This window comes from Streptomyces sp. NPDC041968, from assembly GCF_055589025.1.
The window spans coordinates 17,686-35,682 of sequence record NZ_JBVJCB010000009.1; the positions used below are offsets into that span (position 1 = coordinate 17,686).

The window sequence follows — 17,997 nt, forward strand, 5'->3', positions numbered from 1 at the left end:
GTGTCGCTCATGGTCTGCTGTTCGCGTCCTCTCACGGCGTCTCGAACTCGGTGTCGAGGAGGTCGAAGACCTCCTCGATCGAGGCGGAGTCCAGATTGTCGTCCCGCCTGGTCTGCTCGCCCTGGCACCGGTCGGCCAGGGACCGCAACCGGGCCGCCAGCCGGGCCCGGCCCTCCTCGTCGCCGTCCATCCGCGTCAGGTCGGCTTCCAGTCGGGCCAGTTCGGCCAGCAGCCGGTCGGCCTCCCGTACCGGTTCGGGAGCCAGTTCGGCGCGGAGTCGGCGGGCGAGTTCGGTGCAGTTCGGGTGGTCGAACACGAGCGTGGCGGGCAGCCGCAGCCCGGTGGAGGCGGCCAGCCGGTTGCGCAGCTCCACGCCGGTCAGGGAGTCCATGCCGAGTTCCAGGAAGCCCCGGTCGACGTCGACTTCCCCGGGGGTGGCGAAGCCGAGGGTGGCGGCCACCTGGCCGCGGACCAGGTCGAGCACGACGCGCCGCTGGTCCGCCTCGGGCACTCCGGAGAGCGCGGCCCGCAGAGCCGCGGGGTCCCCCGAGCCGGTCTCCGACCGCCGCTTCTGACGAGGAACCAGCGTCCTGAACAGCGGGGGCACCAGGTCGCGTCCCCGCAGGGCCGCAGGCCGGAAGGCCATCGGCACCACCAGCGGCCTCTCTGCGGCACAGGCCGCCGAGAAGGCGGCCATGCCGTCCTCCGTGGTCAGCGTGCTCATGCCGGAACGGGTCACGCGGCGCACGTCGGCCTCGGTGAGGGTTCCGGTCAGTCCGGTGCGTTCGGCCCACGGTCCCCAGGCCAGCGACACCGCGGGCAGCCCCAGTCGGCGGCGGTGCGCGGCGAAGGCGTCCAGGAACACGTTGGCCGCCGCGTAGTTGGCCTGCCCCGCTCCGCCGAGCACACCGGCCGCGGAGGAGAACAGCGCGAACGCCGTGAGGTCCGCGTCCCGGGTCAGCTCGTGCAGGTTGACCGCCCCGCGTACTTTGGGCCCGAGCACTCGCGCGACACTCCGGTCCGTCATCTGGGTGATCACGCCGTCGTCCAGGACGGCGGCGGTGTGCACCACCGCGGTCAGCGGGTGCCGCGCGGGGATCCGGGCCAGGGTGTCGGCCAGTGCCTCGCGGTCGGCCACGTCGCAGGCGGCCACGGTCGCCCGGGCTCCCAGGTCCGCCAGTTCGGCGACCAGTTCCTCGGCGCCGGGAGCGGCGGGACCGCTCCGGCTGACGAGCAGGAGGTGCCGCACTCCGTGGTGTCGCACCAGGTGCCGGGCGAGGGCGCTGCCGAGGGTGCCGGTGGCGCCGGTCACGAGGACCGTGCCGTCGGCCGTCTCCAGGCCGGTACGCGGCTCCGGTTCCGTCCCGTCGGTCCGTCCTCCGGGTACGGGCATGCGGACCAGCCGGGGCGCGAGGACCCGCCCGTCGCGTACGGCGACCTCGGTCTCCCCTGCCTCCAGCGCGGCGACGACGGCCCTGTGCAGGAGCGCGGGGTCCGGTTCGGCCGCCGGGTCGAGGTCGACCAGCAGGAACCGGCCGGGGTGCTCGGCCTGCCCGGAGCGCACCAGGCCGCGCACGGGGGCGTTGACCAGGTCCGTCAGGTCGTCGTCCGCCGTGGCGACCGCGCCCCGAGTGACCAGCACCAGGGGTTGTCCGGTGCGCTGTTCGTCGGCGATCCGGTCACGGACGAGGCCGAGGGCCCGGGTGACGGCCTCCTCCACGGCGCCGGCCGTGTCCGCTCCGGTGGCGGGGGCGACGAACGGTGCGACGAGGATGTCGGCCTCGTCGGGCTTCGTCTCCCCGAACGCCCCGTCCAGCCAGGTGTCGTCCCCGAGCAGGGCGAGCCGGCCGGAAGCGGCGGCGGGGAGCGGCACCTCGGTGCCCCAGTCCACGTGCAGGAGGGTGTCGGCCAGACCGTGGCGGACGGCCGCCAGTTCGGCGCCCGCCGGCCGCGCCACCAGGGCCCCCACCCCGCCGACCGGGATTCCGGTGTCGTCGAAGAGTTCGAGGCCGACGCCGTCGTCGGACTCGGTGAGCCGCACGCGGAGGGTCTCGGCACCGCTGGCGCTCAGCGTCACCTCCCTCCACATGAAGGGGAGGTCGGCGGTACGGCCGGCCTCGGCGCCGTCGCGCAGGCGGCGCAGCAGGCCGATGCCGTGCAGAGCCGCGTCGAACAGCGCCGGGTGGAGGAGGAAGCCCTTGTCGGACACCTCGTCGGACAGACGCACCTCGGCGTAGAGCGCGTCGTCACGGTGCCAGGCTCCGGTGAGCGCCCGGAAGGCGGGGCCGTAGCTGTAGCCGGCGTCGGCGATGGCCTCGTAGAAGCCGGTGAGTTCGACCGGCTCGGCACCCGGCGGAGGCCAGGTGGTGAGCGAGCGGGCGGCGGGAGCGACGGCGGGCGCCAGGGTGCCGGTGGCGTGCCGGACCCACGGGGCGTCCTGGAGGTCGGCGTCGCGTGCGTGGACGGCCACCTCCCGGCGGCCCGTTTCCCCGGGGGCGCCGACCGTGAGCTGCACCTCCACGGCGTGGTCCTCGCCCAGCACCAGGGGGGTGCCCAGGGCGAGTTCCTCCAGTACCGGGGCCTGCACCCGGGCGCCGGCGTGCAGGGCCATCTCCACGAAGGCGGTGCCCGGCAGCAGGACGGCGCCGAGAACGGCGTGGTCGGCCAGCCAGGGCTGGGTGCGTGCGGAGAGCCGCCCGGTGAACACGGTGCTCGCGCCGTCGGCGAGCGTCAGCGTGGCGGTCAGCAGCGGGTGCCCGGTGCCGCTCAGGCCTGCCGCGCCGAGGTCACCGAGGCCCGGGGACGCGGTGTCGAGCCAGTACCGCTCCCGCTGGAAGGGGTACACCGGCAAGGGAACGGTCCGCACCGGCAGTCCCGCGAGGGGTGCGGTGAGTTCGGCCGCGCCCCCGTGGGTGTGGAGTTCGGCGACGGAGAGGAGGAAGCGTTCCATGCCGCCCTGGTCGCGGCGGAGCGTACCGAGCACGGTGACCTCGCCCGGGGCGAGGTCGGGGATGTCGTCGAGGATCTCGCCGAGCGAGGGCGCGAGGACCGGGTGCGGACCGATCTCCACCAGGAACCTGGCGCCCTGCTCCACCAGCCCCCGCACGCCCCGGTCCAGGTCGACGGGGGTGACGAGGTTCCGCTGCCAGTAGGCGGCGTCGAGCAGTTCTCCGTCGGTCCGCTCGCCGGTGACCGTGGAGTGGAAAGGGACGGCGCCCGTGGTGGGGCTGAGGCCGGTGAGCAGGTCCGCCAGCTCCCGGGCCGCCGGCTCCACCTGGGCGCAGTGCGAGGAGAAGTCCACCCGGATACGTCTCGCCCGGACGCCGTCCGCCTCGCAGGCGGCGAGGAAGTCGCCCAGTGCCTCGCGCTCCCCGGCGACCACGCTCCACGCGGGACTGTTGATCCCGGCCAGGGAGAGCCGCGTGCCCCACGGCTCCAGCAGCTCGCGGGTCCTGTCGGCCGGCAGGGCCACGGACGCCATGCCGCCGACGCCGGCCAGCGGGAGGAGCACCTTGCCGCGCAGGGCGACGACCCGGGCCGCCTCGGCGCGCGAGAGGACACCGGAGGCGTAGGCGGCGGCGATCTCGCCCTGCGAGTGGCCGAGGACCATGTCGGGTTCGACGCCGTGGGCCCGCCAGAGGGCGACGAGCGCCGCGGTCACACCGAAGAGCACGACCGGTGCCACGTCGACCCGGTCCAGCGGCGGGGCGCCCTCGGCGCCGCGCAGCACGTCGATCAGCGACCAGTCCAGGTGGCGGGCGAACTCCTCGCCGCACGCGTACAGCTCGGCGGCGAAGACCTCGGAGGTCTCCATCAGTTCGACGGCCATGCCCTCCCACTGGCCGCCCTGCCCGGGGAAGACGAAGGCGACCTTCCCGGAGCGCTCCACGCCCTGGACCAGGTGTGGCGCGGCCTCGCCGCGGGCGAGGGCGGCGAGCGCGGCCCGGCGGTCGGCGTCGGAGGCGGCGACCACGGCGGCGCGGTGTCCGAGCAGGGCCCGGGTGGCGGTCAGCGAGTGGGCGACATCGGCGGGATGGGCGGCGGGTGCGGCGTCCAGGTGCTCGAGGAGCCGCAGGGCCTGGCCCCGCAGCGCTGCCACGCCCCGGGCGGACAGCACCCACGGTGCCACCACGCCGTCGAGCTCGGGAGCCCGGTCGGGCTCAGGGGTCCGGCTGGGCTCAGGGGTCCGGCCGGTCTCGGGGGCACGATCCGGGTCCTGGTCCGGCGCGGGCTGTTCCACGTACTGCTCCAGGACCAGGTGGGCGTTGGTGCCGCTGCCGCCGAAGGAGGACACGCCGGCCCGCCGGGGGCGCCCACCGGTGTCGGGCCAGGGGGTGGTCTCCGTCAGCAGCTCGACCGCGCCCGTCGACCAGTCGACGTGCGGGGTCGGCGCGTCGATGTGCAGGGTTCCGGGCAGGATCCCCTCGCGCAGCGCCATGACCGTCTTGATGACGCCCCCCACGCCGGCCGCCGACTGGGTGTGACCGATGTTCGACTTCACGGAGCCGAGCCACAGCGGCCGGTCCTCGGCGCGGTTCTGGCCGTACGTCGCCAGGATCGACTGCGCCTCGATGGGGTCCCCGAGGGTGGTGCCCGTGCCGTGCGCCTCGACGGTGTCGATGTCGGCGGCGTCCAGACCGGAGTTGGCCAGCGCCTGGCGGATGACCTTCTGCTGGGCGCGGCCGCTGGGGGCGGTCAGGCCGTTGGAGGCGCCGTCCTGGTTGACGGCGGTGCCGCGGATCAGCGCGAGGACCGGGTGCCCGGCGCGCAGCGCGTCCGAGAGGCGCTCCACCAGGATCATGCCCACCCCTTCGCCCCAGCCGGTGCCGTCGGCCGCCGCGGCGAACGGCTTGCACCGGCCGTCGGCGGCGAGGCCGCGCTGGCGGCTGAACTCCGTGAAGGAGGCGGGGGTGGCCAGGACGGCGGCGCCGCCCGCGACCGCCAGGTCGCATTCGTTGTTCCGCAGTGCCTGGCAGGCCAGGTGGATGGCGACGGCGGAGGACGAGCAGGCGGTGTCGACGGTGGCGGCGGGCCCTTCGAGGCCGAAGGTGTAGGAGATGCGGCCCGACGCGGCGGCGGTACCGGTGCCGGCGAGGAAGAAGCCCTCGGCCTCGTTGCCCGGCTGCTGGGCCCCGATGCCGTAGCCGACGAACGAGGTGCCGACGAAGACGCCCGTCGAGCTGCCCCGCAGGGAGGACGGGTCGATCGTGGCCCGTTCCATCGCCTCCCAGGTCGCCTCCAGCAGCAGCCGCTGCTGCGGGTCGGTGGCCACCGCCTCGCGGGGGCTGATCCCGAAGAGGGACGCGTCGAAGTGGGAGGCGTCCGCGAGGAACCCGCCCTCCTTGACGTAGGAGGTGCCGGGGTGGTCGGGGTCGGGGTGGTAGAGGTGCTCCACGTCCCAGCCGCGGTCCGACGGGAAGGGCCCCATGGCGTCGGTGCCGTCCAGCACGAGCCGCCACAGGTCCTCGGGCGAGTCCACTCCGCCGGCGTACCGGCAGCTCATGCCGATCACGGCCAGCGGCTCGTCCGCGGCGGCGCCGCCGGCTCGGGCCGCGGTGCCCTCGGCCGCGTCCTGCTCGCCGAGCACCTCGACGAGCAGGTGGTCCGCCAGGTCGGCGGGGGTGGGATGGTCGAACACCAGGGTCGGCGGCAGCTTGCGGCCCGTGGCGGCCTGGAGCCGGTTGCGCACGTCGACGGCCATCAGCGAGTCGAAGCCCAGGTCCCGGAAGGCGCGGCCGGCCTCGATCGCGGCGGTGTCCGTGTAGCCCAGCGCGGCGGCGGCGTGCTCCCGTACGAGATCGAGCAGGTGCTGGGTCCGCTGCGGTCCGGTCAACCCGGCCAGCAGGTCATGCAGTTCGCCGGTCTCCTCGGCGCGGTCGGCCGGGGTCTCGGGCGTCGCGAGCGCGGCCCGGGCCTCGGGGATGTCCATGATCAGCGGGCGGGCGCGGGCCGCGCTGTAGCCGGGCGCGAAGCGTGCCCAGTCGATGTCGGCGACGGTCAGGCAGGTCTCGTCGGCGTCCAGCGCCTGGTCGAGCGCTTCGAGGGCGAGGCGGGGATCCATCGCGTGCAGTCCGCGCCGGCCGAGTTCCGCGACGGCCCGCCCGTCGTCGGCCATGCCGCCGTCCGCCCAGCCGCCCCAGGCCACGGCGGTGGCCGCCAGGCCCCGGGCCCGGCGGTCCTGGGCCAGTGCGTCGAGTACGGCGTTGCCCGCCGCGTAGGCGGCCTGGCCCGCGCCGCCCCAGACACCGGCGCCGGAGGAGAAGAGCACGAACGTGCCGACGTCACCGGCCAGTTCGTCCAGGTGCCGGGCTCCCTGGGCCTTGGCGGCCGTCACCGCGGCGAGTTCGGTCTCCCCGCAGTCGGCGAGCGCGGTCGCCTGCGCCACTCCGGCGGCGTGGATCACCGTGTCGGCGGGGTGCTCGGCGAGCAGCGCGGCGATCTGGTTCCGGTCGGTGACGTCGCATGCGGCGACGATCGTCTCGACGCCTCGTGCGGTGAGTTCGGCGGCCAGTTCCCGGGCCCCGGGGGTGTCCGGGCCGCGGCGACCGGTGAGGACGAGCTTGCGTGCGCCCCGGGCGGCCATGTGGTGGGCGAGGTGCCGTCCGATGCCGCCCGTACCGCCGGTGATCAGCACGGTGGAACCGGGCTGCCAGGACCGGACCGGCGTGCTCTTCGGGGCCCGGACCATGCGGCGCACGAAGACGCCGGCGGGACGGAGTGCCACCTGGTCCTCCGTGGCGGAGTGCCCCGAGTCCGCGGAGCCCCCGGAGCCCTCGGGCTGCCGCGCGATCAGCCGCAGCAGCTTGTTGAGCACCCGGTCGTCCGGTTGCTCCGGCAGGTCGACGAGGCCGCCCCAGCAGTCGGGACGTTCCAGGCCGGACACCAGGCCCAGCCCCCAGGTGGCGGCCTGGGCGGTGTCCCGTAGCGGGTCCATGCGGCCGACGGAGACGGCGCCGCTGGTGACCAGGTGGACCGGGACCGGGGTCGGGCGGGCGGTCACGGCGCGCAGCAGGGCGAGGTTCCGCGCGGCACCGACGCTGATGCCGGGGTGGACGGGGTGCGGGCGGGAGTCGAGGGCGAGCAGCGAGATCACCCCGGACAACGGTCGTTCCCCGGACGGTTCCCCGGGCGGGTCGGTGGTCACGTGGGCCGTGCCGCCGGCCCGGTCCACCAGCGCGGCGAGCCGGCCGGCCAGGTCCTCGTGCTCCTCCCCCGCGACGATCGCCCAGGTGCCGGTCAGCGCGGGCCGGCCGGGCCCGGTGAGGGGCGTGTGCCTCCACTCCACCCGGTAGCGCCAGCCGTCCACCGTGGACCGGTCGTGGGAGCGCCGCCGCCACGCCGCGAGCGCGGGCAGTGCGGGGGCCAGGGCGTCGGTGCCCAGGGACTCGGCGAGCGCTTCGGCGTCGCCGCCCTCCACCGCTGCCCAGAACCGGCCCTCCTCGGCCGTACCGCCCTGGGCGGGGCCGGCCGTCTCCTGCGGGAGAGGCTCCCACCAGTAGCGGTCGCGCTGGAAGGGATAGGTGGGCAGGTCGACGGCGCTGCCCCGGGAGGCCCAGGAGGGGCCGACGCCCCGGACGAACGCTTCGGCGAGCGAGACGGAGAACCGTTCGAGCCCGCCCTCCTCACGGCGCAGCGAGGCCAGCAGCACGGGGTCGGACGCACCGGCGTCCTCCGCGGTCTCCTGTACGGCCCCGGCGAGTGCCGGGTGGGGGCTGCACTCGACGAAGACGCCGAACCCGTCGGCGAGCAGTGCGCGCGTGGCCGGGGCGAACTGCACGGTCTGCCGCATGTTGCGGTACCAGTACTCCGCGTCCAGTGCGGTGGTGTCGAGCAGTCCGCCGGTGACCGTGGAGTAGAAGGGGATGCGCGCGGCGCGGGGCCGTACGGGCGCCAGCACCGCGAGCGCCTCCTCGCGCAGCGGTTCGACGACGGCCGAGTGCGCCGCGCCCTTGATACGGAGCTTGCGGCACCGTACGCCCTCGGCCTCCAGCTCGGCGAGGAACTCGTCCAGGGGTGCCTCGTCGCCGGCGACGGAGACGGAGGACACCCCATTGACGGCGGCGATGCTGAGCGCGTCGCCCCAGCGTTGCAGCCGCGCCAGCGCCTCCTGCGCGGGCAGCGAGACCGAGGCCACCGCTCCCTGGCCGACCACGCGGGACAGCAGGCGGCTGCGGTGGGTGACGACCCGCGCGGCGTCCTCCAGGGACAGCGCGCCGGCGAGGTGGGCGGCGGCGATCTCACCCTGCGAGTGACCGACCACCGCCTCCGGCTCGACGCCGTGCTCGCGCCAGAGCCCGGCGAGCGCGACCATCGTCGCGAACAGCACGGGCTGGATGACGTCGGCCCGTGCCATGTCCCCGGCCCCGGGCAGGCCGCGCAGCGTGTCCTCGACCGACCAGTCGAGATGCTCCTCCAGTGCCTGCGCACAGGTCCGCAGCGTGTTCCGGAAGGTCGCGGACTCCGCCAGCAGCCGGTCGGCCATGCCGGGCCACTGCGAGCCCTGGCCGGGCAGCACGAACGCCACCCGGCCGGTCCGCCCCGCGGTCCCCGTCACCACTCCGGGCGCGGGGGCGCCCTCGGCGAACGCGGTGAGCTGCGCGTGGTGGTCGGGGCCGAGGAGGACGGCGCGGTGCTCGAAACGGGAGCGGGTGGCGGCCAGGGAGTGGGCCACGTCCTGACCGGCGGGCGCCGGGTCGGCGTCGAGGTGGTCGGCGAGCCGTCGTGCCTGGGCGCGCAGGGCGGCGGGGGTACGGGCGGAGAGCAGCCAGGGCAGGGCGACCTCCGCGCCGCCGTCGGTCGCGGACGGTTCCGGGGCCGGCTCGGGGAGGGCCTGCTCGAGGATGGTGTGGGCGTTGGTCCCGCTCATGCCGAAGGACGAGACGGCCGCCCGGCGCGGACGTTCGCCGTCGGCCCACTCCACCCGTTCGGTCAGCAGCCGGACCCCGCTGCCGTCCCAGTCCACGTGCCGGGTGGGCTCGGTGATGTGCAGGGAGCGCGGCAGCACGCCGTGGCGCAGGGCCATCACCATCTTGATGATCCCGGCGACGCCGGCGGCCGACTGGGTGTGCCCGATGTTGGACTTCAGCGAACCCAGCCACAGCGGCTGTTCCTCGTCGCGCCCGCGCCCGTAGGTGGCCATCAGGGCCTGGACCTCGATGGGGTCGCCGAGTTCCGTGCCGGTGCCGTGCGCCTCGACCGCGTCCACGTCGGTGGTGTCCAGGCCCGCGTCGGCGAGCGCCGCCCGGATGACCCGCTGCTGGGCGGGGCCGTGGGGGGCGGTGAGGCCGTTGGACGCGCCGTCCTGGTTGACCGCGCTGCCGCGCACCACGGCCAGGACCGGGTGCCCGTTGCGGCGCGCGTCGGAGAGCCGCTCGACCAGGAGCATGCCGACGCCCTCGCCCCAGCCGGTGCCCTCGGCGTCGGAGGAGAAGGCCCGGCAACGGCCGCCGGGCGCGAGCGCGCCGCCCTGCGCGGCGTCGGTGAAGATGCCCGGTACCGACATGACGGTGGCACCGCCGGCCAGCGCCATCGCGCACTCTCCGCGCCGCAGTGCCCCGATGGCCAGGTGCAGCGCCACCAGCGACGACGAACACGCGGTGTCCACGGTCACCGCCGGCCCTTCGAGCCCGAAGGTGTAGGCCAGCCGGCCGGAGATGACGCTCGTCGCGGTACCGGTGAGGACGTGCGGGCGGGAGCCGTCGGGCACGTCGAACCGGCCGAGGCCGTATCCGGAGGTGGCGGTGCCGACGTAGACGCCGGTGGACGTGGCGCGCAGCTCCGCCGGGTCGACGCCGGCCCGCTCGAAGGCCTCCCAGGAGGTCTCCAGCAGCAGCCGCTGCTGCGGGTCCATCGCCAGCGCCTCACGGGGCGAGATACCGAAGAACGCCGGGTCGAACCCGCCGGCGTCCTGGAGGAAACCGCCCTCGAAGGTCCGCCGGTCGTCGGTCTTCTCGCTCTCGCCGTAGATGTGGGCGAGGTCCCAGGCCCGGTCGGTGGGGAAGTCGCCGACGGCGTCGGTCTCCTCGGCGACGAGCCGCCACAACGCCTCGGGGGTGTCGGCCCCGCCGGGGAAGCGGCAGGCCATGCCGACGATCGCGATGGGGTCGCCGGCGGTCTCCGCACGGGTGGTGGCGGGCAGGGCGGGTACGGGCGCGGCGGGGTCGCCGAGGACCTCCGTGACGAGGTGGGCGGCGAGTGCCTCGGGGGTCGGATGGTCGAAGACGAGGGTCGCGGGCAGCCTGCGGCCGGCCGTCCGGCCGATGCGGTTGCGCAGTTCCACCGAGGTCAGCGAGTCGAAGCCGAGGTCCTTGAACGGCCGTGACGGGTCCACCGCGTCCGGCGACGCGAAGCCGAGCACCGACGCGACCATGCCCCGTACCAGGTCGAGCGCGGTGCGGGCCCGGTCCTCCGCGGGCAGCCGACGCAGCCGCTCCGCGAGGCCGCCGGGGGCGACGGTACGGTCGGCGACCCGCCGTGCGGGACGGACCAGACCGTGCAGCAGCGGGGGCAGCGTCGCCGGGGAGGCGGCGAGCCGGGCGGTGTCCAGGACGGTGGGGAGCAGCGCCGGGTCGGGCAGCGCCAGGGCGGTGTCCAGCAGGCCGAGGCCCCGCTCGGGGCTCAGCGGCGGGAATCCGGAGCGGCGGATGCGGGCCGCCTCGGATGCGGTGAGCGCGTCGGCCATGCCGCCGGTGCCGGCCCAGGGACCCCAGGCGAGGGACAGCGCGGGCAGTCCGCGGGCGTGCCGGTGACGGGCGAGGGCGTCCAGGTAGGCGTTGGCCGCGGCGTAGTTGGCCTGCCCGGGGCTGCCGAAGGTCCCGGACATCGAGGAGTACATGACGAACGCGGCCAGGTCGGCACCGGCCGTCGCCTCGTGCAGCGCGGAGGCCGCCGTCTTGGGCGCGAGGACGGCCTCGAGCCGGTCCTCGGTGAGCGACTCCACCAGGCCGTCGTCGAGGATGCCCGCCGCGTGCACGACGGCGGTGAGCGGATGCCGTGCCGGGACTTCGGCGAGCAGGGCCGCGAGTGCCTCGGGATCGGTGACGTCACAGGCCGCGACGGTGACCTCGGCTCCCAGGGCGGTCAGTTCGGCGCTCAGTGCGGCGGCGCCGTCGGCCTCAGCGCCCCGGCGTCCGACCAGCAGCAGGTGGCGCAGGCCGTGTTCCTCGACCAGGTGCCGGGCGGTGAGGGCGCCGAGCGCCCCCGTACCCCCCGTGACCAGCACCGTGCCCTCCGGGTCCCACGCGGCCGGTACCGACAGCACGACCTTGCCCACGTGCCGGGCCTGACTCACGAAACGGAAGGCGTCCGGCGCCCGCCGCACGTCGAAGACCCGCACCGGTGGCACCACCAACGTGCCCGCCGCGAACAGCGCGAGGACCTCGGCGAGGATCTCCCCGATCCGCTCCGGCCCCGCCTCCCGCAGGTCGAACGCGCGGTAGGCACAGCCGGCGAACGCGTCCGCCTCCCGCACGTCCGCCTTGCCCATCTCCACGAACCGTCCCCCGGGCACCAGCAACCGCGCCGAGGCGTCCACGAACTCACCGGCCAACGCGTTGAGCACCACATCCACCCCGCGCCCACCGGTCCGCTCCCTGAACACCCCCTCGAAGTCGACGTCCCGCGACGACGCGAGGTGCTCCGCGTCGAGGCCCGTGGCCCCCCACTTCGCCGGCGACGCCGTCCCGTAGGCCTCCGCGCCCAGATGGCGCGCCACCTGCACCGCCGCCATCCCGACGCCACCGGCCGCCGCGTGCACCAGCACCGACTCGCCGGCCGACAACCCCGCCAGGTCCACCAGCCCGTAGTACGCCGTGACGAAGGCGATCGGCACCGCCGCCGCCTGCGTGAAACCCCACCCGTGCGGCACCTGCGCCAGCAGCCGCTCGTCGGTCACCGCCACCGGACCCATCGCGCCGTCGAAGAACCCCATCACCCGGTCCCCCGCCGCGCAGCGGGTCACCCCGGGGCCCACCTCCAGCACCACGCCGGCGGCCTCGCCACCGACCGGCACCTCGCCCGGGTACATGCCCAACACGTTCAGTACGTCACGGAAGTTGACTCCCGCCGCACGCACCGCCACCCGCACCTGGCCCGGTTGCAGCCCGCCCTCGGCGTCCGGCGCCGCGAGCAGCGCCACGTTCTCCACCGCGCCGCGCTCCGTCACCCCCACCCGCCACGCCCCGCCGGGAGGCGGTACGAGGCCGCGGTCCGCCGCCGTCAGCCGTGCCGCGAGGACACTGTCCCCGCGTACGGCGGTCTGGGGGTCGCCGGACATGACCGCGAGGGCGAGCGCCCGGGCGTCGTCCTCGGCCGACGGGTCCAGATCGACCAGGACGATGCGGCCGGGGTGCTCCGCCTGCGCCGAGCGCACCAGGCCCCATACGGCGGCTCCCGCCACGTCGGGCACGGTGTCGGCGGGGTCCGCCTGCACCGCGCCTCGGGTGGCGACGATCAGGCTGCTGTCCGCGTACCGCTCGTCGCCGAGCCACGACCGCAGCAGTCCGAGCACCTCGGTGGTCCGGGCGAGTACGGCCCGCGCGCCGGTCGAGACGTGCGCGTCCGGGCAGGCGGACAGCACGAGATGGGTGGGTGTCCGGCCGCTGTCGGTGAGGTCGTCGAGCGTGCCCGCCCGGTCGACGAGCGGCTCGCCGCCCCCGATCTGAGCCAATGCGCCGGGGCCGGGGCCGGCCGCCGGGACCGGCGTCCACTCCAGCCGGTAGAGGTCGTCGGGCCGTGGCGCCTCGTCGGTGAGGGCCGGTGCGGGCCGGGTGACGACACGCTCCACGGTGACGACCGGGCTGCCCGCCGGGTCGACCGCCCGCACACGGACACCGTCGCCGTCGTCCGCGGGTGAGACCCGGGCGCGCAGGAGGGTCGCCCCGGAGGCCCAGAGCGTCACCCCGGACCAGGAGAAGGGCAGGCCGGTTCCGCCGCCGTCCCCCTGCACGGCGGCCGACTGGAGCGCGGCGTCGAGCAGGGCCGGGTGCAGCCCGAAGCCGGTGGCGGCGCTCTCCGGCAGGGCGAGTTCGGCGAAGACGTCCCGACCGCGCGTCCACACGGCGGACACGCCGCGGAACAGCTCGCCGTACTCCAGCCCGGCAGCGCCGAGCCGCTCGTAGAGCGCGGCCGGGTCGGCGGGTGTGACGCCCTGGGGCGGCCATACGCCGACGAGTTCGGGGTCCTCGGCGACAGCCGGGGGCCGTGGGGCGAGGACGCCGGTGGCGTGCCGCGTCCAAGGACGGTCCGGCCAGCCGTCGAACGCGCCCCCGTCCTCGCGCCGGGAGTGCAGGGTGAGGGTCCGTCTGCCCTCGTCGTCGGCGGCGCCCACGGCCAGCTGCACCTGCACCGCGCCGTTCTCGGGCACGACCAGCGGCGCCTCCAGCACCAACTCGTCCAGCCGCTCGGTCTCCGCCTGCTCACCGGCTCGCACCGCGAGGTCCACGAACGCCGTTCCGGGCACCACGATCCGGCCGTGCACCCGGTGCTCCGCCAGCCAGGGCTGGGTGGCCGTCGAGATCCGGGCGGTGAAGAGGTACCCGTCGTCCTCCGCGAGCGCGATCCCCGCGCCCAGCAGCGGGTGATCGGTGACGCCGAGGCCGGCGGACGCGACATCACCGGCCCAGGAGACACCGGAGGGCCAGTAGTGGTCGGCGGCGAAGGCGTACACGGGCAGCGCGATACGGCGGCCACCAGCGCACGCGAACACGGCGGCCCGGTCGAGATCCGCACCACGCGCGTGGACGCACGCGAGGGCACGCAGCAGTGTGGCGTGCTCGTCGTGGCCGGGACGCAGGGCGGGGGCGGTGGCCGCGTCCTCGGTGAGGTGAGGGACCAGGGAGGAGAGCACACCGTCCGGGCCGAGTTCGAGGAACACGCCGGCACCGATGTCACGGGTTTGACGCACCGCGTCCGCGAAACGGACCGGTTCCCGTACCTGACCCACCCAGTACTCCGGGGTGTCGATCGCACCCGGGGCCGTGGTGCGGACCGGGATCGTCGGGGCGTGGTAGGTCAACGACTCCGCGACGGCCGCGAACTCCGCCAGCATCGGCTCCATCAGGCGGGAGTGGAAGGCGTGCGAGACGGCGAGGCGCTTGACCCGTATCTCCCGCGCCCGGAGTCGCTCCTCCAGCTCCGCGATCGCCTCCGCCCCGCCCGACACCGTCACCGACGTGGGTCCGTTGACCGCCGCCAGGTCCACCCCGTCAGGCAGCTCCAGAGCTTCCTCGGCCACCTCCACGGCCAGCATCGCCCCGCCCTCGGGCAACGCGTCCATCAACCGCCCCCGAGCGGACACCAACGCGCAGGCGTCCTCCAGCGACAGCACCCCCGCCACGTGCGCCGCCGCCAGCTCACCGATCGAGTGCCCCACCAGCACATCCGGGGTCACCCCCCAGGACTCCACCAAGCGGAACAGCGCCACTTCGAGCGCGAACAGTCCCGCCTGCGCGTAGACGGTCCGCTCCAACAACCGCGCGTCCTCGCCGAACACCACCTCCCGCAACGGACGCTCGAGATCGACACCCGCACAGACCGCGTCGAAGGCATCCGCGAACACCGGAAACGCCCCGTACAGCTCCCGGCCCATCCCCAACCGCTGCGAACCCTGACCCGAGAACAGCAGCGCCAGGCCGTCCTGCACGGCCCGGTCGCACACCACCGACGGTGTGTCCTCGCCCTCGGCCAACGCCCGCAGCCCGGCCAGCAGTTCCTCCTGGTCGGCACCGAGCACCACCGCCCGGTGTTCCAGCGCCGCACGCCCCGTCGCCAGGGAGTGACTCACATCGGCCGGGTGCGCCTGGGCGGCCACCGGCAGCAGCCGCCCGGCCTGGCGGCGCAGCGCGTCGGCGGAGCGGGCGGACAGCGGCCACGCCAACAGTCCGTCTTCCGTACCCGCCCCGGCCTCGGCCGTCTCCTCCACGGCGCTCGCGGCGGGCGCCTCCTCCAGGATGACGTGGCCGTTGGTACCGCTCACCCCGAACGACGACACCCCTGCCCGGCGCGGCCGCTCCCCCCGGGGCCAGGACCGTCCCTCGGTCAGCAGCTCCACCGCGCCCGCCGACCAGTCCACCTGTGCGGACGGTTCGTCCACGTGCAGCGTCCGGGGCAGCTGCTCGTGGCGGAGCGCCTGCACCATCTTGATGACGCCGGCGACACCCGCCGCGGCCTGCGCGTGCCCGATGTTGGACTTGACCGAGCCGAGCAGCAGCGGGCGCTCCTCGGGCCGGTCCTGGCCGTAGGCGGCGAGCAGCGCCTGCGCCTCGATCGGGTCCCCCAGCCTCGTGCCCGTGCCGTGCGCCTCGACCACGTCCACGTCGGACGCGGAGAGGCGGGCGTCGGCGAGCGCCTGGAGGATGACGCGTTGCTGGGACGGTCCGTTGGGGGCGGTGAGCCCGTTGGACGCGCCGTCCTGGTTGACGGCGCTGCCCCGCACCACCGCCAGCACCTCGTGGCCGTTGCGCACGGCGTCGGAGAGCCGCTCGACCAGCAGGAGGCCGACGCCCTCGGACCAGCCGGTGCCGTCGGCGTCCACGGAGAAGGACTTGCAGCGGCCGTCGGCGGCCAGTCCGCGCTGTCGGGTGAACTCGGTGAACACGCCGGGTGTGGCCATGACCGTGACGCCACCGGCCAGGGCGAGCGTGCTCTCGCCGCTGCGCAGCGACCGGCAGGCCAGGTGCAGGGCGACCAGCGACGACGAACACGCCGTGTCCAGGGTCACCGCGGGCCCTTCCAGGCCGAGGGTGTAGGCGACCCGGCCGGAGATCACGGCGGTCGCGCCCCCGGTCAGCTGGTGTCCCACGGAGCCGGGTTCGTTCGCCAGCAGCCGCAGGTAGCCCTGGTCGTTGCCGCCCGCGAACACCCCGGTGCGGGTGCCGCGGACCGAGTGGGGGTCGATGCCGGCGTGCTCGAACACCTCCCAGGCCGCCCGGAGCAGCAGCCGCTGCTGGGGGTCCATCGCCAGCGCCTCGCGGGGGGAGACGCCGAAGAAGTCGGCGTCGAAGGCGGTCGCGTCGTGGACGAAGCCGCCCTGGCGTGCGGAGCTGTGCCCCTCGCCGTCCGGGTCGCCGTCGAAGAGCCGGGCCAGGTCCCAGCCCCGGTCCTCGGGGAAGCCGGAGATCGCGTCCTGCTCCGCGGCCACCAACCGCCACAGGTCGTCGGGCGTGTGGACGTCGCCCGGGTAGCGGCAGCTCATGCCGATGATCGCGATCGGCTCCTGGTCGGCGGCCTCACGGTCGCGCAGCTTCTGCTTCGTCCTGCGCAGATCGATCGTGACCAGCTTGAGGTAGTCCCGGAGCGTCTCGTCCTCTGCCATCTGCCAGTGCCTCCCAGGCTCCCGCTCGGCCACGGTCCACCCGGAGCCGCCATGGCGCGGGTGCCGTGTCCAACACATCCGCGTCCGCACGCTATGGACGCCTCGCGAAGGCGGACAACCCCTATGGGGTGAGGCCGCCCCTTATCTCACGTCACCGCGCCGCGCGCGGGTCGCGCCACCTCCGCTGCCGGTACTCAGCGCAGGTCGACGGGGAACTGGAGCATCCCGCGGACGATGAAGGACCCGCGCCTGCGCACCGGTCCGGCCCGGCGGATCTCGGGTACCCGGGCGGCGAGGGCGGCGAGGGCGGTCTCCGCCTCCATACGGGCCAGCGCGGCGCCGAGGCAGAAGTGGATGCCCGCCGAGAAGGCCAGGTTCTCCGGTCCCGGGTCCCGTGTGATGTCGAACCGTCCGGGATCGGGATAGACCTCCGGATCCCGGTTGGCGCCGCCCGCGCAGATGGCCACCTCCTCGCCCGCGGCGATCGTCTCGCCCTCCAGCTGGAGGTCGGTGTGCGCGATCCGGCGGTACTGCTGCACCGACGGGTCGTAGCGCAGGGTCTCGCGTACGACGGCGGCCGCCAGCGACGGGTCGGCGACCAGCATGTCCCACTGCTCGGGGTGTTCGAGGAGGGCCAGCAGGCCGTTGCCGATGAGGTTGACGGTGGTCTCGGTGCCGGCCAGCGGCAGGAACATGCAGAGCGGGACCATCTCGTCCATGGTCATCCGGCCGTCCTCGACCGCCGGGAGCAGATCGCTGATCAGGTCCTCGCGCGGGTCGGCCCGCCGCTCGGCGATGATCTCCCGGAACATCACCGTCATCTCGCCGATGGCCGCCACCACGCCCCGCGCGGCCGGGACGGTGGCCACGCCGTCGAGCAGGTAGGCCATGCGGCGGCTGAGCCGGAAGAACAGCTGCCGGTGGTGGGGCGGGATGCCGACCAGGTCGCCGATCACCCGCAGCGGGAGCCGCTGGGCGAAGGCCCGCATGAAGTTGACCTGACCGCGACCCGCCAGCATCTCGTCGATCAGCTCGTCGGTGAACCGCTCGACGTACGGCTGCCAGTGGGCGAGCCGGCGCGGGTTCAGCGAGGGGGTGGCGAGCTTGCGCAACCGCGTGTGGTCGGGCGGGTCCAGTCCGAGCATCGAGTTGTCGAACGGCATGAACTCGGGAGGTTTCTCCCCTTCCGGTGTACGGACACCGAAGCGCCGGTCCCGGAGGATCTGGTTCGCGACGCGGTGACTGGTGGTCGTCCAGACACCGACCGCGCTGCGGTGCAGCGTCCCCCGCTCGCGCAGCTGCTCGTAGAACGGGTAGGGATCGTCCGGGACCAGCAGGATCGAGGCGTACGGGTCACCGCCCGCCGCCGCGGTGCGCAGGGCCCCCTGCACCACGGTCGTCTGGTAGTGCGCCCTGCGCTCCGCCTCAAGCTCCGACATGCCGTCACTCCCCGCGCGTCGAGCAGCCCGTCTGCACCGGCCGTCACCCTACGAAGGGACGCCCCCCTAGCCTCAACCCCTAACCGATCAGCGGGAGTTCCCGCCGGGCCCGGCTCGGCGCCTGTGTGACCAGGCCGTCGGTGCGGCACCTGCCCGCGCGGTGGGTGGTCCGGTGGTCACAGGCGACGGCGATGCCGTCGGCCGCCCGGGCAGCGAAGACGCCGGCGTCCGGGGGAACGGTCCGGC

General features: G+C 75.0%; 2 protein-coding genes. Both read right to left on the reverse strand.

All coding sequences use genetic code 11. The features are described 5' to 3' along the window. Window positions 1-31: 31 nt before the first annotated feature. Window positions 32-16,312 (reverse strand): type I polyketide synthase, encoded by a 16,281-nt coding sequence (locus tag ACZ6EG_RS22020; RefSeq protein ID WP_469606789.1) that lies wholly within the window; start codon window positions 16,310-16,312, stop codon window positions 32-34. 194 nt (window positions 16,313-16,506) lie between these two features. After that, on the reverse strand, window positions 16,507-17,751 hold the full coding sequence (locus tag ACZ6EG_RS22025) for a cytochrome P450 (protein ID WP_391970420.1): 1,245 nt from the start codon (window positions 17,749-17,751) through the stop codon (window positions 16,507-16,509). Between the last annotated feature and the right edge of the window lie 246 nt (window positions 17,752-17,997).

What these genes read in the sequence shown, in the direction of transcription:
- ACZ6EG_RS22020 (WP_469606789.1), bottom strand. Translation starts at nt 16,312, where the DNA reads ATGGCAGAGGACGAGACGCTCCGGGACTACCTCAAGCTGGTCACGATC.
- ACZ6EG_RS22025 (WP_391970420.1), bottom strand. Translation starts at nt 17,751, where the DNA reads ATGTCGGAGCTTGAGGCGGAGCGCAGGGCGCACTACCAGACGACCGTG.